This is a genomic window from Gordonia sp. AC31 (genome assembly GCF_031844505.1).
GTDB lineage: Bacteria > Actinomycetota > Actinomycetes > Mycobacteriales > Mycobacteriaceae > Gordonia > Gordonia hongkongensis.
The window spans coordinates 41,235-60,193 of record NZ_JAUZVK010000007.1 but is presented as its reverse complement, the minus strand read 5'-3'; the positions used below and the strand labels follow the sequence as shown (position 1 = coordinate 60,193).

The window sequence follows — 18,959 nt, the reverse complement described above, 5'->3', positions numbered from 1 at the left end:
TGCCGGGGGAACCCGGGTGACGACACCGGTCACCGACGAGCGCCCCGCACATGCTCGGAATGCGTGTCAGATCGACGCGAACAGCGCGATCGCCATCCCCAGCATGATGACCGCGACCACCGCGTCGAGCATCTTCCACGCCCGCGGACTCGCGAAGAATCCGGACAGTCTCCGAGCTCCGCCGCCGAGCGCGGTGAACCAGAGGACACTCGCGATGCAGGCACCGAAGGCGAACGCCCACTTGCCGTTTCCGTGGCCGTTGGCGATGGCACCCATGGTGATGACCGTGTCGAGGTAGACGTGCGGGTTGAGCCAGGTCAGAGCCAGGGCCGTACCCACCGCCACCCAGCGGCCGGTGGACTCGGCCCCGATCTCGTCAGCGGCTGCGATGGCCTCGTCACTGCGCACACAGCGTCTGGCGGCCATGACGCCCAACGCCCCGACATACAGTCCGCCGGCCGCTTTCGCGAACGTCACCACCTCCGGGTGCGCGGCGACGAGCGCGCCGAGGCCGGCCACCCCTGCCACGATGAGTACGACGTCGGAGAGGGCGCAGACCGCCACGATCTGACCGGTGTGCCTGCGGGCGACGCCCTGACGCAGCACGAAAACGTTCTGGGGTCCGATGGCGATGATCAGACCGGCGCCGGTGAGAAGCCCGGCAAGTGTCGGTACGAGGTAGGCGGTCACCGGGACGACGCTAGGGCGACACGCCCCGGTCAGTACAGCGAAACTTTTTCACGAATAAACAGTTGAACTTCAGATTGTGGACGCATCGTCGCCCAGTCCGATGCCGCGTAGAACCGCGCACAAGGCCTCGATGTAGTCGGTGACGTCCACGTCGCCGACCAGGCCCTGCTGAACGACCACCCCCTGCATCGCCGAGACCATCACCTGCGCGAGCACCGCAGGCTCCGCGGGCAATTCGTGGCCCGCGGCCCGCCAGGCCGTCAGCACGCGTTCGAAGACGCCCCGCAGCCCACGGATGATGTCGCGCACGGTCTCGCGCAGCTCCGGGTTGTTGGCGGCCTCACCCCATACCGTCAGGACCATCCGGAAGCCGTCGGTCATCGGCGCGATCTCCAGCAGGACCCGTTCGGCCAGCGCGCGTACAACCGCCTCAGGCGACGGGGGTTGCTCTACCGGGTCGTCGAAGCTGCTGATCCCCGACTCGTAGGCGGCGAAGATCGACCGCGCAACGGCGGCGATCAGTTCTTCTTTCGACGAGTAGTACGAGTAGACGGCACCCGCACTGAGCCCGGATTCCCGGATCACGTCAGACATCGACGCACGGTGGAACCCCTTGTCGACGAAGCATCGGCGAGCGGCGGCGAGGATCTGCCGGCTTCTTTCGAGCTTGCGTTCGTCGCTGATCTTGGGCATGCCGACAGTCTAAAACGAATATTCGTTCTTGATTCCTCGCGGCCCTCCGCGCATACTCAGAAAAACGAAGATTCGTTCTTTTTAGGAGTGGTCATGAGCACTGAACTGCACTCGACAGATTCGCGCGATCGGGCGCCCGTTGCGACCGCGGAGGCCGACGGTGCGCCCCCGACCGGGCGGGCACCCAGTTGGCGCCTCGTGGCGGTGATGGCGCTGCTGATCCCGACGTTCGTGATCGCGATCGCCGCGACGTTCGTGTCACTGGCCGTCGATCCCGAGCCGCATCAAGCCCCACTGGGTCTCGTCGCACCGCCGCCCGCGGCACAGGCGATCGAGACGGCGCTCGCCGACCGGGCCGGTGAAGACGCCTTCGCCGTCGAACGATTCGCCGACACCGAGGACGCGCGTGCCGCCATCGAACGGCGCGACCTGGTCGGCGCGATCGCGGTCGGGCCCGGCGGGGTCACGGTGCTGACCGCGGAGGCGGGTTCGCCGGTGCTGGCGCAGGTCGTCGCCGGGGTCGGGAACGGCATCGCCACCGCCCAGCGTGTACCGGTCGCCGTCGAATCCGTGGTCCCCACTCCCGAGACTGATACACGCGGAACGGGTTTCGCCGCCGGACTGTTGCCGTTGCTGATCGCCGGCATGGCACTCGGCGGAGCCGCCGCGATCGGGCTGCGCGGCCCAGTCGCCATGCAGGCGACACTGGCGGTCCTGGGGCCGCTCGTGGCCGGGTTCGGTTTCGCGGCGACGTGGTCATGGTTGGGCGTCATCGACGGCGGTATCGGCCCCGTCGGACTCGCCGCAGCCCTGATGATCGGAGCGATCACCTGGTTCACGGTTGGTGCGGGCAGCCTGCTCGGACCCGCCGGGGTCGGGGTGTCCGCGCTGGTGATGGTGCTGATCTCCAACCCGCTGTCGGGGCTGGCATCGTCGCCGTACCTGTTGCCCGCGCCGTGGGGAACGATCGGCCAGTGGTTGCCGCCCGGCGCCGGCGGCACGCTGCTCCGTTCGGTCGCGTATTTCCCGGCGGCGAGCATCACCGGACAGGTCGCCGTTCTCCTCGGGTGGATTGCCGTCGGCGCCGCGCTCCTCGCACTCGGCATGGTGCGCGGACGGCGGGCCGACTCCGCGGGCGACACCGTCCCCGCCTGATCCGGCCGGCGGTGGTGTGTCTCGACTGTCCGGCGGGACACACCACTAACCTCGGCTCGTGGACATCAGTCAGGAAGGCCTGCGCACGCTGGCCGCGGTCCTGCGCGAGGGCACCTTCGACGCCGCGGCCACCGCCCTGCACATCACCCCGTCGGCGGTGAGCCAGCGGATCAAGGCGCTGGAGTCCGCTGCCGGGCGGGTACTCCTCCGGCGGACCAAGCCGGCGACGGCCACACCCGATGGCGAGGTGCTGGTGCGGTTGGCCAAGCAGTGGGAACTACTGCTCGCCGAGACCCGCGCCGAGTTCGTGGGCGCGCCCGACGACGACGATCTGCCGCTGGTCGAACGTCCCCGTGTCCATCTCCCGGTCGCGACGAATGCCGACTCGCTCGCGACCTGGTTACTGCCCGTGCTCGCGCGATTCCACCGGGAGCACGCAGTGGCGGTCGAGGTCTTCCGAGACGACGAAACCCGCAGCAGCACCCTGCTCCGCACCGGCGACGTGCTCGCCGCGGTGACCTCGGAACCACTGGCGATCCGCGGGTGCGCACTGCAGTCGCTCGGCACGATGCGCTATCTGCCGGTCGCCACACCGGAATTCATCGACACATGGCTACCCGACGGGCCCGATGCCGATGCACTGGCCCGGGCCCCGATGGTGCAGTTCGACCGCAACGATCACATCCAGCGGAACATCTCGGCCGCCCTCGCCGGCCGGCCCGTCGACCCGCCCGCGGTCTACATCCCGGCGTCGACCGAATACCACCGCGCCGTCGCGCTCGGCATCGGCTGGGGCGCCGTCCCGGTCGTCCAGATCGCGGACGCCCTCGACACCGGTCGCGTCCGCCTCATCGCCGACCACCACATCGACGTCCCGCTGTACTGGCAGCACTGGAAGCTGAGTTCGCCTCTGCTGCAGACACTCACGACGAGCGTCGTCGACGGCGCCGCGCGGGTTCTCCAGCACTGATCGCGCTCGACTCGTCGCCGTCCACGACGGGCAGACCCAGCTATGGACGAATCGGACGTTGTCACACGCCTGAGGTCGACGGTGTTCCCGCGACCGCCGGGCTGTCGTCGACCGTGCGCCGGCCCCGAACGACAGCGACGCCCAGCACGCCCACAGCGACCACGAGGCAGGCGATCACGTAGGGGAGACTCCCGATCGGTGTGTTGTCGGCGGTGATTCCGTCCTCGGCGTCAAGGTAGGCGGGCAACGCGGCGCACCACAGTACGAGGTGCACCCCGAGGAACAGGACCGGGAACACGACGAGGAAGGGCCGAGCGCTGCGAGCGTCGTCGACGCCCAGCGTCGGGTCGCTGCGCATGCGTCGCCATTGCACGTACAGAAGTGTCAGTCCGATCCCCCACACCAGGGCCATCTCCACCCAGTACACGACGGTCTGCGCGTCGTGATTCGCGTTCTCGTCACGGCCGAACAGCGCCGTCGGAATGGACAGGAGTGGCATGCTGACAACGGCCACAACACCGGACACGACGACGCGCCATGACAACGACCATCCGCGCGGGGCGCGTCCTCGGGAGGTGGGGATCTGGACCAAGCGCACCGCGACGTAGACGAGCACGGCGAACGAGACGGTCGCGAAAAGCCAGACGCTCCCCCACGGCACCGCGGCCAGTGTGGGCTCCGCGGCGGGATTGCCGAGCTCGTCGGGGGCGACGCCCTGGGCTCGGAGCTGGGCGAGGGTGTCGCGATAGTACGGCGCGTCGACGTTCCACGCCCACCACTTGAGCTGCGGGCCGAGCTGGTCGAAGATCTCGTAGAAGGTCTGGAACACCAGGGCCAGAACGAGCGAGCCGCGCAGCGCCGAGCGCTTCGACCCGTCGAAGAAGCCCCACGCCCGCACGAGCTCGTAGGCGACCTGGCTCACGGCCGGATAGAACGCAACAATGTACAACGGCAGCCGGTCGTACATGAACATGACCGTGAACACGTTGTGGGAGAACATGAATCCCATCGCTTCTTCGGCGTGGAACCAGTTCGGGAAGTACAGCGGCGGCTCGATCACGAACAGGTAGACCAACGATCCGATCCACACCGTCAGGTTGGTGGGGTCGCCGTCGCGACGCAGTCGGCGGATCGCGTGGATCAGCGCGAGGACGGCACCGAGGATGATCGTGACCTCGAGGACCGGTTGCGTCCAGTGCTCGAGGTCGGCCGGATTCCGGATCGTGACAATCGGATTCGCGCCCTCGCACTCGAACCCCAGGTAGCCGGTGATGATCGACGGGACGTCACCCGGCGTGCAGACCGCCATCGTCTTCGCCTCCTGCAATGGCTGCGCCGAGCCGCCGAGCCCACTCCGCTACGTCACGTCGTGCCCTGTGAATGATGTGTCACCGTAGTATGTGCTCCAGGTCACGTCAACGGACCGCAGCGGAGTCGACCAACTTCGGATTCGACTCGTCGACAAGGGGGTTCTCGATCTCGTCGCGCCACATGCCGGCCGCGAAGTAGAACGCCCACGCGATCGGCACCGGGAGCAACCCGGCCAGCACGAACGTGGCGGTCAGGCCGATCGCCGACGAGACCGGGGCGGCGATCGCCATCGACACCGGCATCAGCGCGACCGATACGAAGAAGTCGAGACTGGCGATGCGACCCAACAGTGCCGGCGGCACCCGACGCTGTAAGAGCGTTCCCCACAGCACCATCGGGCCGTCGAAGAGGATGCCCATGATCACACCGGCGGCGACGAACATCCACGTCGAATCGGCGAGACCCATCAGCACCAGCGGCAGGCTGGAGAACGCCCACAGCGAGAACATGACGGTGAGGTACCGGCGCGGCATCGGGATCGAGGCGAATACCAGTGACGCCGCGGCCGCGCCGAGTCCGAATCCAGCGAGCACCCAGGCGTGCTGGGTCGCGTCGCCGTCGATGCGCTCACGTAATGCGAACGGGACGAGCACCTCTATGGGGCCGAGCGTCGCCAATACCAAAACGCAGGCGAAGAGCAGCGTCCCCCACAGCCACGGGGTCCGGGCCATGTAGACGAACCCCTCGGCCAGGTCGCCGACGATCCGGCGGGCACCCGCACCCTCGACGACCTCCGGCGCGTCCTCGCCCGTCTCGCCGAACCGACGCGCGGTGACCGGGGCCATCCCGAGATAACAGACCCCCGACAGGATGGCCGCGATCGCCGCCATCAGCACCGCGGGTCCCGGCGCCCAGGCACCGATGACCGCGCCGGCGACCATCGGCCCGACCGCCTGGAAGACGACCGGGCGGAAGAAGCCCTCGATCCCGTTGGCCGCCTGCAGCTCCGACGGCGCGACGACACCGGGCAGCAACGCCGAGTAGGCGGGGTAGTACATCCCGGTGGTGATGCCGCCCAGAAGGGACGCCACCACCACGTGCCAGAGCTGCAGTACGCCCGCGATCGACGCCAGACCGATCGCACCGAACGCGATCATCTTCGCGACCTCGAGTCCGATCATGATGTGGCGCTGCGAAATACGGTCGGCGAGCACACCACCGGCCAACGTGGAGAACAGCATTCCCACCGCGGCCACGCCGGTGGCCAGCGACACCTGGCCCGGACCGCCGCCGAGCGCGATGATCTGCCAGATCACCGCGATCGTCCACACGCCGTCGGCGAACATGGCGAGGATCAGTCCGGACGCGAGCAGCCGGTACTGTCGACGCGCGAACGGCAGCAGCGCGCGGGGCAGTCGGGAGTCGGCGGCGGAAGTCACCCTTCGAGCTTGCCCGAACCCGTGGGCGTGGTGCCAACCCTTTTCGGACCGCCGTTGCCCGGCGGTGCGGGTCAGCTCGCCTTGCGCGAGGACTTCTTGGCGGGCGCCTTCTTGGCCGTGGACTTGCTCCCGGACTCGCCGGACCCCGAGGAGGTCTTCTTCGCCGTCGACTTGGAAGCGGTCTTCTTGGCCGGCGCCTTCTTCGCGGCCGTCTTCGCCGCAGCCTTCTTGGCCGGTGCCTTCTTGGCCGCGGTGTCCTTCGAGTCCGAATCCTTCGAATCGGATCCCCCGCGGTCCTTCACCGACGCGCGCAGCGCGGCGAGGAGATCGGCGACGTCGGAGTCCTCGGTGTCCTTGTCTTCGTCGTCGGATTCGGGGAACGCCTCGCCACCCTCGGACTTCGCCTCGATGAGCTTCGTCAGCTCGTTCTGATAGGTGTCCTCGAACTCGGAGGGGTCGTAGTCCGATGCCATCGACTCGATCAGCGAGGCCGCCATCTGCAGTTCCTGATCGCGGATCTCGGTGTCGTCGTCGAGGAAGCCGAAGTCGGGTTTGCGGACCTCGTCGGGCCACAGCAGCGTCTGCAGCGTCATCACCCCGTCGACGACGCGCAGCGCGGCCACGCGTGTCCGGTTGCGCAGAGTGAAGGAGGCGATCGCGAGCCGGTCCGTCTCCTCCAGCGCCTTGGCCAGCAGGACGTAGGCCTTCGGCGACTTCGACGACGGTTCGAGGTAGTAAGGCTTGTCGAAGTAGATCGGATCGACCTGCTCGGCGGGTACGAACTCCAGGATCGAGATCTCGGGACTCTTCTGCACCGGCAGCGTGGCGAGGTCTTCTTTGGTGAGGATCACGGTCTCGCCGGACTCGGATTCGTAGGCGTTGGCGATGTCGCCGTAGTCGACTTCGGTGTCGGTGCCCTCGCGCACGCGGCGATAGCGGATGCGGGTTCCGTCCGACGAGTCGACCTGATACGACTTCCGGTCGTGACTCTCGGTCGCGGAATAGACCTTGACCGGCACGTTGACCAGGCCAAAGCTGAGGTCGCCCTTCCAGATCGAGCGCATGGGGGCCATTCTGCCAGGGATCCGGGCCGGATGGCGGCAAGCTGCACGACGTTCTGACCGGCGTTGTGGACAATAGGAGCATGGCAGGCGGCGAGACACTGGAGGTCGACGGTCGGCGGATCTCGATCACCAATCTCTCGAAGGTGCTCTATCCGGCGACGGGGACGCGGAAGTTCGAGGTCATCGACTACTACTCGCGGATCGCCGATGTCCTCCTCCCCCACGTACGCAACCGCCTCATCACCCGTAAGCGGTGGCCCAACGGCGTCGAGTCGACCCCGTTCTTCGAGAAGAACGTTCCCGAGAGCGCACCTGACTGGATCCGACGCCACGGCATCCAGCACAGCGAGCGGGTCATCAACTATGCGATGGCCGACGATCGCGCCACGCTGGTCTGGCTCGCGCAGATGGCCGTGCTCGAGATCCACACGCCGCAGTGGCGGCTTCCCATGGGGCCCGACGGCGCGCCGATGGCCAACCGCATCGTCTTCGACCTCGATCCCGGGCCACGGGTGCCGCTGCACCGGACCGCGGAGGTGGCGTGCGAGATCCGCAACTGGCTCGGCGGGGCGACGACGTACCCGGTGACCAGCGGCGGCAAGGGCATCCACCTCTACGCGCGGCTCCCGAAGCCCGTGACGTCGGATGCGGCGCGCAAGGTGGCTCAGGAGGTCGCCAACGAGTTCGCCCGTCAGCACAGCGATTTCATCACCGCCAAGATGTCCAAATCGCTGCGCGACGACAAGGTCTTCATCGACTGGAGCCAGAACACCGCCGCCAAGACCACTCTCGCGCCGTACTCGATGCGCGGACGCGAGCAGCCGTGGGTGGCCGCGCCGCGCACCTGGGAGGAGATGGAGGACCCCGGACTCTCCCAACTGCTCTACACCGAGGTGCTGGACCGCGTCGAGGAGTTCGGCGATCTCCTCGACGGCCTGGACGACCCCTACGACGACGAGCCGGAGGTCGTCGTCGAGCCCGCGGCGGGACAGGTCATCAACCTGAAGGAGTACCGGCGCAAGCGCGACCAGTCGAAGACACCCGAACCCTTCGGCGATGAAGCGCATCGACAGCGCATCGAAGCCGAGAGCTCTGCTGCAGAACCTGATTCCTCGGACACGCAGACCGAGAGGGCACCGATCTTCGTGATCCAGGAGCACCACGCCCGACGGTTGCACTACGACTTCCGGCTGGAACACGACGGGGTCCTGGTGTCGTGGGCCGTACCGAAGAACCTGCCCACCGACCCCGACCAGAACCGGCTCGCGGTGCAGACCGAGGACCACCCGATGGATTACGCCGACTTCGAGGGCGACATCCCGGCGGGCGAATACGGCGGCGGTCACGTGTCCATCTGGGACAGGGGCACATTCGAGCTCGAGAAGTGGCGGGACAAGGAGGTCATCGTCCGCCTCCACGGCGAGCGCGTGCAGGGACGGTACGCCTTGATCCGGACCGGTGAGAAGAACTGGCTTGCCCACCTGATGAGCGACGAACCGCGTCCGATCGTCCCCGACAGCCTCACCGACCCGCGCCCGATGCTCGCGACCGACGAGTCGATCGACGGACTCAACGGTCGAGACTGGGCGTTCGAGGGCAAATGGGACGGATATCGGCTCCTCATCCGTTCGGTCGGCGGCGAGTTCCGGCTCACCTCCCGATCGGGTATCGACATGACCGCCGACTTCCCCGAACTCACCGGCCTCGCAGACGATCTCGGCCTCATGGACGTGGTGCTCGACGGCGAGGTCGTCGCGATCGACTCGTCGGGCCGCACCAATTTCACGCTGCTGACCTCACGTCGGCACACCGACGAGCCGTATTCGTTGCGGCTACACCTGTTCGACATCCTGTTCCTGAACGGTTCGTCGTTGTTGCGCAAGCCATGGTCGGTTCGGCGCGAACTCCTCGAGGAGCTGGCGCCCGCGTTCCGCAACTCCGCCTTCGTCGAAGTGCCGCCGCTGCTTCCGGGCCCGGGATCGGCCGCCGTCGAGTACAGCCGTGAACACAATCTCGAAGGCGTTGTCGCCAAGCGCCGCAACTCGGTGTATCAGCAGGGACGCCGGTCGACGACCTGGCTGAAACACAAGAACTGGAGCGACATCGAGGTCGTGGTCGGCGGATATCGGCCGGGCCGCGGCAACCGCGCGCACACCATCGGTTCCCTGCTCATCGGTTTGCCCGAGGAGACCGGACTCCGCTACGTCGGTCGCGTGGGAACCGGCTTCACCGACGCACAGTTGCGTTCGCTTGCAGAGGAACTCGGACCGTTGGAGATCTCGCGGTCGCCCTTCCTGGACAAACTCGACCGGCCCGTCGAGTCCAGCGCGGTGTGGGTCCTGCCGAAGATCGTCGGCGAGGTCCGGTTCATGGACTGGACGACGGCCGGGCATCTGCGGCATCCCAGCTGGCGGGGGATCCGGAGGGACAAACTGCCCGGTGATCTGTGACCCGGGGCGTGAACCGAGCAGAGGAGCGTGGACATGACGGGTGAGACGATCACCATCTCGGCGGCCGACGGAGAGACCGAAGCCTATGTGGCGCGGCCCGATTCATCCGGGACGTCACCGGGAGTCCTGTTCCTCACCGATGTGATCGGCCTACGACCTCGCATCGAGGCCATGGCCGACCGCATTGCGTCCTGGGGTTACGTCGTGCTGGTGCCGCACCTGTTCCACCGGTACGGGTCCGCGGCCGAGTGGGCGCCCACCGAGGATCTGCTGCTGCCCGAGGCGCGGACCGCATTCTTCCGATCCGCGATGCCGCGGGCACGGACCCTCACGCCCGAGGCGGTACGTCCCGATCTCGTCGCCTACCTCGACGCGCTGCAATCGCTCCCGGGCGTCACACCCGGACGTGTCGGTGTCACGGGCTACTGCATGGGCGGCCGGCTCGCGCTGAACATCGCCGCCGCCCGGCCCGACGACGTCGCCGCGGTCGGCATGTTCCACACCGGCGGCCTGGTGACCGACGACCGCGACAGTCCGCACCTGCATCTCGTCGGCATCGACGCGTTCGTCCTCGCCATCCACGCCGACAAGGATTCATCACTGCCCGCGACGGCGGTCGCGCAGTTCGAGCACGCCCTGACCGGTGGGGGCGTGGCGCACTCGGCGACCGTCTATCCCGGTGCGCCGCACGGGTATACGATGTCCGATCTGGCAGCGTATCACCACGAGGCCTGCGAACATCACTTCGATGAGCTCAAGGCTCTCTTCCGGCGGACGTTGTCGGGGTGAGGTGGGTCCGCTCCGACTGACGCTCACGACGCGGGTGACGACTCCGGTGCGCCGATCGGCCGTCCCTGACGCAGCGGGAGTTCCTTCCAGGTGACCGTTCCGATGATCGCGAGCAGCGCGACGATCGACACCGCCAAGAACACCCGGTCCATCGAGTCGGCGAACCCCTCCTTGATGGGTTGGGCCAGTTCGGCCGGCAGCCTCTCGATGACCGAGGTGTCACTCATGACACTGTCCGACGATCCGGTTGCAACACCGGGATTCTGAGCGGCCGCGATGAGCGAGTGCCCGAATGCGCTGACCTGCGGGTCGCTGCTCTGCGAGGCCTCTACGACCGCGGCCCGGTATTCGGGTTGGGCTGCCGCCGCGACCATCTCGTCCTTGATGTTCGGCCCCATGACGGAGAACAACAGCGAGAAGAAGACCGCGACACCGAGCGTTCCACCGATCTGACGGAAGAAGGTGGCGGTGCCGGTGGAAAGTCCCATGTCCTTGGGCGGCAGGATGTTCTGCATCGCCAGGGTGATCGGCTGCATCAGATTGCCGAGCCCGAAGCCGAGGAGCGCGGCCATCAGCATGACCAGGTAGAGCGGTGTCTCGGTGCCCACCAGGTGCAGCAGGAAAGTGCCCGCGGTGATCAGCACGGCGCCGATGATCGTGAAGATCTTGTAGCGTCCGGTGCGCGAGATCAGCTGGCCCGACAGGATCGAACCGGCCATCAGACCGAGCACCATCGGCAACATCTGGAGGCCGGCGATCATGGGGCTCGATCCGCGGAGGACCTGGAAATACTGCGGCAGCATCGAGATCCCGCCGAACATGACGGCGCCGATGATGACCGAGATGATGATGCCCTGGCTGAACACCCGGTTGGTGAACACGCGCAACGGGATGAGAGCGTCGTCGCCCATGCGGTGCTCGATCCAGATGAACGCGGCGATGCCGGCGACGCCGATCCCGTAGCAGAGGAACGACAGTCCGGAGGTCCATCCCCACTGGCGCCCCTGTTCGGCGACGATGAGCAGCGGAGCCACGGCGACGGCGAGTGCCGTCGCCCCCCAGTAGTCGGTGCGCCCGCCGACGCCCTTCTGCTGGTCGTAGTTGAGCACCTTGTAGACCACGAACAGCGCGACGAGTCCGATCGGCACGTTGACCAGGAACACCCAACGCCAACCGGACACCCAGAGGATCGTCTCCTGGCCGGCGAACAGACCGCCGAGGACCGGTCCGAGGACGCTGGAGGTGCCGAATACGGCGAGGAAGTAGCCCTGGTATTTGGCGCGTTCCCGCGGCGGGACGATGTCGCCGATGGTCGTCAGTGCGAGCGTCATCAAGCCGCCCGCGCCGAGCCCCTGGAAGGCGCGGAACGCGGCGAGTTGATACATCGACGACGCGATCGTGCACAGCAGCGAACCGACGATGAAGATCGAGATCGCCAGCAGGAAGAACGGTTTCCGGCCGTGGAGATCGGACAGCTTGCCGTACAAGGGGGTCACGATCGTCGCGGTGACGAGGTAGGCCGTGGTCACCCAGGCCTGCAGGTCATACCCTTGCAGATCGTCGGCGATGGTCCGGATCGCCGTCGACACGATGGTCTGGTCGAGGGCGGCGAGGAACATGCCCAGCATGAGTCCGGCCAGGATGGTCAGGATCTGGCGATGGGTCAGTCCGGCGCCGGCGACCTCCTCGTCGTGGTTCACCGTGTCGGCGGCCGAAGAGTCTGTCACTGTCGTCCTTTCGGGTCATTCGCATCTGTGTCCGGGCTGCGGTCCGGGCACGCCGGGTGCAGGGCTGCGTCGGCGGCATCGACGAACCGCCCGAGAAGTGTCACGAGGGTGTGGAGTTCGTCGTCGGTCCAGTCGGCCATGACATCGGCCATGGCGGCGCGACGCATCTCGCGCATGGCCACGACGCGATCCCGTCCGGCGGCGGTGATGACGAGCATGGTGGCGCGCCCGTCGTCCGGGTCCGCCTCGCGGCGGATCAGGCCGTGCTCCACGAGCTGAGCCACGTGCCGACTCACCGTCGACGGGTCGGCATTCATCGTCTCGGCGAGGTCGCGCGATCGCATCGACCGTCGCGCGAGCGGGAAGAGCGCCTTGAACGCCGCGGCCTCGAACTCGCCCTCACGCGTACGGAACGTCGTGTGGACCGCCCGTTCGCGGATGCGGACGAAGCGCAGAAGGGTCTCGAAGAGGTCGTCGATCGCGTGTTGATCGAGCACTGTCCTCACCGCCTACCCGAGAAGTTTTACTTGCTCTTTGCAATTAGTTGCAGAGCGCAACTAACACCGCTCGCCAGTGTGCGCGCGAACTCGGGAGAATGCAAACAGCGCCGAAGTCTTGCATCGACGGAGACAAAAGACGGTCGCCGACCTGCCAGGTCGGGGGTTGGCAGGTCGGCGACTCATCGTCGATGTCGCTCGCCGGCCGCTGTGCGTTACAGGGGAGCCGGCACCCGAGCGGGCTGAACCACACCGACGTCATGGGAGTGCGTTGCGCCTCGCGGCCCTGAGGCGATGCGTCGTCGGACCCTGCCTGCGGTTAGCCTCGTGGGAGCCAGGAACCGTGACAGGAGCTCTTCGTGTTCGTTGTCGCCCACATCAGCGACCTGCATTTCAACGGGACGCGGTTCAATCGGGCCCGTATCCAGTCGACGTTGAGCTATATCAACGCCCGCGCCGCCGGGATCGACGTCCTGCTGGTCACCGGTGACATCGCCGATGAAGGTGCCGCGAGCGAGTACCGCGAGGCGTACGGGGTGCTCGAGAGTCCGCTGCCGATGCTCATCACCGCCGGCAACCACGATGTCCGGGAACCGTTCAGCGCGGCCCTGATCGGCACCGAGACCTCTGGTCCGATCAATCACGCGCGGACGGTGCGCGGGCGCGACGGCTCCGACGTCCTCTTCCTGATGTGCGACAGCTCGATGCCCGGACGCAACGACGGTCGTCTCGACGACGCGACCATCTCCTGGCTGTCGGACCGGCTCACCGCGACGTCCGTGGCGACACCGGTGTTCATCGCCTTTCACCATCCGCCGGTCGACCTGCTGATGCCGTTCATGGACTCGATCCGCCAGCGCGACGAGGGCCGCCTCGCCGCCCTGGTGGATCAGCACCCGAACATCGTCGCGTTCCTGTGTGGACACGCCCACACCCCGGCGGTGACCACGTTCGCCGACCGCCCGCTGTGCATCGCACCGGGTGTGTCGTCGACACTGAACCTGCCGTTCGAAGGCCGGGAGGTCGTCAACCGCGGTCAGCCGCCGGGGATCGCGTTCCATCTCTACGACGACGAGCGGTTCGTCACCCACTTCCGATCGGTGATGTTCTGACATTCAGGACGGTGCCGGCAATCGGCCGTTGCGCTTCGGCGCTCGGCATCGAAAGGCAGGCGAGCTACATCGTCGGCGACACGGCACACTCGGTACCGCCCCCGGCGGGGCGACGACGACGCGTCATCTGACGAACCCGCGCAGCAGGTCGGCCATCGCCTCCGGCTGGTCTTCCGGGATGAGAGTCCACGAATCGTCGACGACGACCTTGGATGCGTCCGGGAAGAGCTCGACGAGGCGGTCCGCATGCTCCAGGGGCATCATCCGGTCTTCGATTGCCCAGACCACGAGCACCGGGCGATCGAACCGCCGCATCATGTCCGACAGTTCGAGCAGCCTCCGGCGGGAGGGCGCGCCTGTGGCGAATTTGACCAGATCCCTTCTGATCGATGCGTTTTCGACAGCGGGGCGGAACCACTCGTCGAACAGCGAGTCCGGGATCCCCGACTTCGTCAGCGCGCCATACGCCCGCGTGCTGTGCCGGAAGAATCGAGTGCCCAGCATCCGGGTGAGAATCCACCCGCCGCCGGGCACTCGGCACAACAGCGCCGCGGGACGCGCCGGCTCGGGAGGATAGTTGTCGAAAGCCGTGCACGATGCCAACACCAATCTCCCAACGCGTTTGTCCCGGCCTTGGGAGATCACGAACTGACCACCGCCCCAGTCGTTCAGGACGAGCGTCACGTCATCGAGGTCGAGGGCATCGAGGAAGTCGGCAAGGATCGATGCCACACCCGTCTCAGTGAGGTCCGCGTCGGCGTGCATCGGCTCCGTGTGCGCCCCCATCGGGAGCGTCGGTGTGATGCAACGAAATTCGGGAAGCAGCGGGATCACCTTGCGCCACTGCCGCCCGTCCATCAGCAACCCGTGGCCGAGTACCAGGATCGGCCCGGGACCGCCGGTGTCTTCGTAGGAGATGGAGCCGGCCGGCACGTCGACTGTGGGCACGTCGCCTCCTAGATAGATCGTTCTACTTAGAAGCAAGATAGGCTGGCATCGGCACGATGCGCAAGGGATGGAGACGTCATGGCAGATTCCGCTACTCGCGACCGGATCCTGGAGGCAGCCGCAGAGCTGTACCGGCGGCAGGGCATGCCGGCCACCGGCATCAAACAGATCTCGGCGGCGGCTGAAGCGCCCTACGGTTCGATCTACCATCACTTCCCCGGCGGCAAGGAAGCGATCAGCGTCGAGGTCATCCGACGCGAAGGGTTGCGCTACGGCGCGTTCGTCGGCGCCCAGCTGGAGACGACCGACCCCCTGACCGGCATCCCGACGCTGTTCGAGAACGCCGGAAAACTGTTGGAGTCGCAGGACTACAGCGAGGCCTGCTCCATCGAGACCATCGCACTGGAGGTCGCGAGTACCAACGAGCGTCTCAGGCTGGAATCGGCCGAGGTTTTCGAGAGCTGGTTGACCGGCCTCGCAACGTGGTTCGGACAACTCGAGATCACCGAGCCGGAGCGTCGTCGGCTGGCGTTGATCACGCTGACCGCGCTGGAAGGTGCGTTCGTGTTGTGCCGCACCCTGCGCTCCATCGAACCGATCGTCGTTGCCGGCCACGGCGTGCAGGCGGCCGTGCAGGCGGCCGTCGGCTCGTAGCAACAGACCGTCGACACCGGCGCCTCAGCCCACACTCGTCCACGGACGGCGCCTTTCCGACCGGCGTTCACGGTCGCGCGGCTGCCGCCTCGACGACCGGTGCGATGCTCTGCTGGGTGACCTCGTAGACCCGCGCGGTGGCGATGTCGAAGTACAGACCGACGATGCGTAGCCGCGCTTCTGCTGCGGCGCGCCCGACGAGCGGGTGCCGCGCCAGGGTCTCGATCTGCTTGGCCACGTTCACGACGGCCAGCTGGTCGACCTCGGCCAGTCCCAGCTCGGCCGCGGCGCGCCCGGCGGGGTGTCCGTGCCGAAAGGCCACCCGGCTGGGGATCGCGTGCTTGAGCCATCGCTGGATCGGCGTGCTCTCGGATCCGGCCGGGAGGTCGGATACATCGACCTGTTCGCTGTCGAGCAGCGCATGCATGGCCCCGCACGACGAGTGGCCGCAGACCACGATCGACGACACACCCAACTCGCCGATGGCGAATTCGAGTGCGGCCTCCACGGATACGTCGTCGTCGCTGTCGGTCGGTATCAGATTGCCCACGTTGCGCACCGTGAAGAGGTCCCCCGGGCCGCTCGCCGTGATGATGTTCGGCATCAATCGCGAATCGGCACACGTCACGAAGAACGAGTCGGGATCCTGAGACTCGGTGACATCGGCGAGCATGGCGCGGAGGGCGTCGGCGTGCTCGTTCTCGTACTCGTCGACGCCGCCGAGAACCGATCTGAGTGCGGCCGGGCGGTCCGGGGACGCGGACGCCTGCGACCCGGTTCGGTTACGCCACGGCGTCAGACCGGCGAATCCGGACGTGTGGCGCCGCGGTGGCCGTCGAGGGGCGTCGACGAGCCGAGCGCGACCCTTCTCCACCAGGAGGACCGTGCCGCCGCCGGCCTCGTGCGCCCAACGGAAGTCCTCGAGCATCTCCATCGCCGCGTGATCGAGGAAGTCGGTGTCGAGTTCCAGTGTCAGGTGCGCCTCGTCCGGCACCTGCGACAACGCCTTGTTCAGTTTCGGCAGCGACAGGAAGCTCAGTGAGCCGCGAACACGTACGGTCCACTGACGCTTGTCGTCGGTACTGCCTGCCTGCGAGGTGATCTCGGCGCGAACCACCCGCCATACGACGAGTCCGATCGCCACTGCCAGACCGATCGCGACGCCTTCGAGCAGGTTGAGGAAGACGACCGCGAGCACCGTGATGACGTACACCCACAGGTCGCCCGTCCGCAGCGCGATCTTCATGTGCGCCAGCTTGACCAGCTGGATACCGATGACCACTAGCAGGCCGGCCAGCGCGGCCATGGGGATCTGCTCGACGAGACCAGTGAGCAGTGCCGCGAAGACGAGCACCCACACGCCGTGCATCACCGCCGAGGCCGACGTTCGCGCCCCGGAGTTGACGTTGGTGGTGCTGCGCACGATCACTCCGGTGACGGGCAACCCGCCGAGCATCCCGGAGGTGATGTTCGCACTGCCCTGACCGAGCAGCTCCCGGTTGAGATCGCTGCGTGGGCCGGTGTGCATCTTGTCCACCGCGACCGCTGACAGCAGGGACTCGACACTCGCGATCAGGGCGACCGTCAACACTCCGAGAAGCACTGCGCCCCAACTGCTGTCCGGTAGTTCCGGAAGCGTAATCGCTTCGAAGAAGTTGCCGTCGATACTGATCCGTTCGACGTCCAGGCCGAAGACGATGGTCAGTGCCGTCGCCCCGACGATACCGACGAGCGGTCCCGGCACCTTGCGCACCGCCGAGGGCATCAGTGGCCAGATGAGGAGAAGCGCGATCACGGTGCCTCCCACGAGCGCGTCCGACGTCTCGATGTCGGCGATCCCGGCCGGCAGCGACGTCACGTTCTCCCATGCACTGCTGGCCGAGCTGCCGCCGAGGAGCACGTGAATCTGCTGCAACGCGATCGTGATGCCGATCCCGGCGAGCATCGCGTGGACGACCACGGGAGCGATGGCCAGCGCGGCACCTGCGACCCGGCTCAGGCCGAACAGGATCTGCAACGCACCCGCACCGACGGTGATGAAACATGTAACGCGCCAACCGAAATTGGCGACCATGTCGGCGACCACCACGGTCAGGCCCGCGGCCGGTCCTGAAACCTGGAGTGCGCTACCGCCTATCAGACCGGCGACGATCCCGCCGACGACCGCGGCGATGAGACCGGCGAGCACGGGGGCATCCGATGCGATCGCGATGCCCAATGACAATGGCAGGGCCACAAGGAAAACGACGAGAGATGCCGGTAGGTCGTACCGCACCACCTCGCGAATTCGGGGGCCCCGACTCCCCTTTGTTCGCATATGTCCGAACTTACCGACGGTTTGTTGACTCCAGATGAACTCTGCCATCGGGAAGCTGTGAAACCGCAGGGCAGCAGCGCAACACTGTGATTCACTTCACCGGACTCGGCCGCCCGGTGCGAGGAGATCGGCCCGTCAGGCCGACGATCCCGCCTTCAGGAGCTCTTGGAGGATCCGGCCGCCGATTTCCGGGATCAATCCGGGGCCGGTCTCGGGTAGGTTCTGCGGCAGGAGCCCGGGCTCATGGGTAGCCGGGATACGCGCGGTCCGGGTGGCCTCCACACGTATGCCGGTCTGCTGCGCCTTGGCCAGCGGTGTCCGGTACTTCTCCAGGTCCGTCGCGGTGGTGAGTGTCCCGACGACGCGCAGACCCATGGCACCGAAGTCTGCCGCCCCGCGCCGGATGTGGTTGGGCGACGTGACGAGAACGATGTCCCGGATTCCCTGTGCGCGCAGGATCTCGGCGGTGTTCTGTGCATTGGCGACCGTCGACCCGGACTTGTCCTCGACGAGGATCCGGTCCGCACTGACACCGTTGTCCACGAGCCAGGTCCGCATCGCGGCTGCTTCGGTGATGCCCTTCTTCGGCACCCCTCCGGTGACGACGATCGGTGTGTTGGTGGTCAGTTCCGCCTGTGCCTTCGCCGCGGAGACGCGATTGACGAGCTCCGGCGCCATCTTTCCGTTCGCGTTCAAGCCGTACCCGAGCACGACGATCGCCGGGCGTCCCGACACCGCCTTGGGAGTGGTGTCGGGGACGATCTGCGCGGCGGTCGCGACGCCCGAGATGATGTTGCGGGCCGTTGTCGCCAGGGACGGATTCATCATCGACAACCGGTTCAGGGCCGAGCGTCCTGCGACGACGTCGTCGACCTGGTCCGACCAGATCGCCTGGAGTGCAAGCGCGTCGGTATCGGCCGGCGCCACCGCAAGGACTTGCTGGAGGAGTTCGAGTCCGCCCGCGACGTCACCTCCGGCGAACTTCGACTGCGCGCTGTTGTACAGGCCGGCCGGGTCGATCGCGGAGGCCGTCGTCACAACCGAGGCGTCCGGTCCGGGCAACGTCCCGACCGCCACCCCGCCGAGGGCGGCGACCGCGATCGTCGCTGCCGCCGCCAGTTTCCTGCGCTTCACTCTGGTCAC

At 67.0% G+C, this 18,959-nt stretch carries 16 protein-coding genes; 6 read left to right on the top strand and 10 right to left on the bottom strand.

Annotated elements, in window-relative coordinates:
- Nucleotides 1-66 precede the first annotated feature (66 nt).
- Nucleotides 67-690 carry a LysE/ArgO family amino acid transporter gene (locus Q9R39_RS10530; protein WP_058252293.1) on the bottom strand — a complete coding sequence of 208 codons (624 nt, stop codon included), beginning with the start codon at nt 688-690 and terminating at the stop codon, nt 67-69.
- A 69-nt stretch (nt 691-759) separates the two neighbouring features.
- Nucleotides 760-1,383, bottom strand: a complete 624-nt coding sequence (locus Q9R39_RS10525; protein ID WP_058252294.1) for a TetR/AcrR family transcriptional regulator — start codon at nt 1,381-1,383, stop codon at nt 760-762.
- A gap of 93 nt (nt 1,384-1,476) precedes the next feature.
- Here Q9R39_RS10525 and Q9R39_RS10520 point away from each other — a divergent pair, with 93 nt between their 5' ends.
- Both Q9R39_RS10520 and Q9R39_RS10515 read left to right on the top strand, forming a co-directional pair.
- The gene (locus Q9R39_RS10520) at nt 1,477-2,538 is read left to right on the top strand and encodes an ABC transporter permease (protein ID WP_058252327.1); all 1,062 of its coding nucleotides are present in this window, start codon (nt 1,477-1,479) and stop codon (nt 2,536-2,538) included.
- Nucleotides 2,539-2,596: 58 nt separating this feature from the next.
- Nucleotides 2,597-3,508, top strand: a complete 912-nt coding sequence (locus tag Q9R39_RS10515; protein ID WP_058252295.1) for a LysR family transcriptional regulator ArgP — start codon at nt 2,597-2,599, stop codon at nt 3,506-3,508.
- A gap of 61 nt (nt 3,509-3,569) precedes the next feature.
- On the opposite strand, the gene Q9R39_RS10510 is transcribed toward Q9R39_RS10515, so the two are convergent.
- From Q9R39_RS10510 to Q9R39_RS10500, 3 genes are all read right to left on the bottom strand, one after another.
- A complete protein-coding gene (locus tag Q9R39_RS10510; protein WP_078113287.1) occupies nt 3,570-4,817 on the bottom strand; it encodes a hypothetical protein in 1,248 nt (415 codons plus the stop codon).
- Between the two features lie 106 nt (nt 4,818-4,923).
- Complete coding sequence (locus Q9R39_RS10505; protein WP_058252297.1) at nt 4,924-6,258, bottom strand: MFS transporter; 1,335 nt, start codon at nt 6,256-6,258, stop codon at nt 4,924-4,926.
- A 71-nt stretch (nt 6,259-6,329) separates the two neighbouring features.
- On the bottom strand, nt 6,330-7,331 hold the full coding sequence (locus Q9R39_RS10500) for a Ku protein (RefSeq protein ID WP_058252298.1): 1,002 nt from the start codon (nt 7,329-7,331) through the stop codon (nt 6,330-6,332).
- Between the two features lie 71 nt (nt 7,332-7,402).
- Between Q9R39_RS10500 and Q9R39_RS10495 the strand changes: the two genes are divergently transcribed.
- Together Q9R39_RS10495 and Q9R39_RS10490 are read left to right on the top strand one after the other, a co-directional pair.
- On the top strand, nt 7,403-9,772 hold the full coding sequence (locus tag Q9R39_RS10495; RefSeq protein ID WP_058252299.1) for an ATP-dependent DNA ligase: 2,370 nt from the start codon (nt 7,403-7,405) through the stop codon (nt 9,770-9,772).
- A gap of 33 nt (nt 9,773-9,805) precedes the next feature.
- The gene (locus Q9R39_RS10490; protein ID WP_058252300.1) at nt 9,806-10,561 is read left to right on the top strand and encodes a dienelactone hydrolase family protein; all 756 of its coding nucleotides are present in this window, start codon (nt 9,806-9,808) and stop codon (nt 10,559-10,561) included.
- Between the two features lie 23 nt (nt 10,562-10,584).
- On the opposite strand, the gene Q9R39_RS10485 is transcribed toward Q9R39_RS10490, so the two are convergent.
- Nucleotides 10,585-12,288 (bottom strand): MDR family MFS transporter, encoded by a 1,704-nt coding sequence (locus Q9R39_RS10485; protein ID WP_058252301.1) that lies wholly within the window; start codon nt 12,286-12,288, stop codon nt 10,585-10,587.
- Nucleotides 12,285-12,785, bottom strand: a complete 501-nt coding sequence (locus Q9R39_RS10480; protein ID WP_058252302.1) for a MarR family winged helix-turn-helix transcriptional regulator — start codon at nt 12,783-12,785, stop codon at nt 12,285-12,287. Before Q9R39_RS10480 ends, Q9R39_RS10485 begins: the two co-directional genes overlap by 4 nt.
- Nucleotides 12,786-13,144: 359 nt before the next feature.
- On the opposite strand from Q9R39_RS10480, the gene Q9R39_RS10475 reads away from it, so the two are divergent.
- Nucleotides 13,145-13,897 (top strand): metallophosphoesterase, encoded by a 753-nt coding sequence (locus Q9R39_RS10475; RefSeq protein ID WP_058252303.1) that lies wholly within the window; start codon nt 13,145-13,147, stop codon nt 13,895-13,897.
- A gap of 123 nt (nt 13,898-14,020) precedes the next feature.
- Here the strand turns inward: Q9R39_RS10475 and Q9R39_RS10470 are convergent, their stop codons facing one another.
- Nucleotides 14,021-14,845 carry an alpha/beta fold hydrolase gene (locus tag Q9R39_RS10470; RefSeq protein ID WP_058252304.1) on the bottom strand — a complete coding sequence of 275 codons (825 nt, stop codon included), beginning with the start codon at nt 14,843-14,845 and terminating at the stop codon, nt 14,021-14,023.
- A gap of 78 nt (nt 14,846-14,923) precedes the next feature.
- Between Q9R39_RS10470 and Q9R39_RS10465 the strand changes: the two genes are divergently transcribed.
- Nucleotides 14,924-15,499 carry a TetR/AcrR family transcriptional regulator gene (locus Q9R39_RS10465; RefSeq protein ID WP_058252305.1) on the top strand — a complete coding sequence of 192 codons (576 nt, stop codon included), beginning with the start codon at nt 14,924-14,926 and terminating at the stop codon, nt 15,497-15,499.
- 67 nt (nt 15,500-15,566) lie between these two features.
- Here Q9R39_RS10465 and Q9R39_RS10460 read toward each other — a convergent pair whose 3' ends face one another.
- Together Q9R39_RS10460 and Q9R39_RS10455 are read right to left on the bottom strand one after the other, a co-directional pair.
- The gene (locus Q9R39_RS10460) at nt 15,567-17,816 is read right to left on the bottom strand and encodes a bifunctional SulP family inorganic anion transporter/carbonic anhydrase (RefSeq protein ID WP_078113292.1); all 2,250 of its coding nucleotides are present in this window, start codon (nt 17,814-17,816) and stop codon (nt 15,567-15,569) included.
- Between the two features lie 135 nt (nt 17,817-17,951).
- Nucleotides 17,952-18,959: a YdcF family protein gene (locus Q9R39_RS10455; RefSeq protein WP_058252307.1), complete on the bottom strand. Its 1,008-nt coding sequence runs from the start codon at nt 18,957-18,959 to the stop codon at nt 17,952-17,954.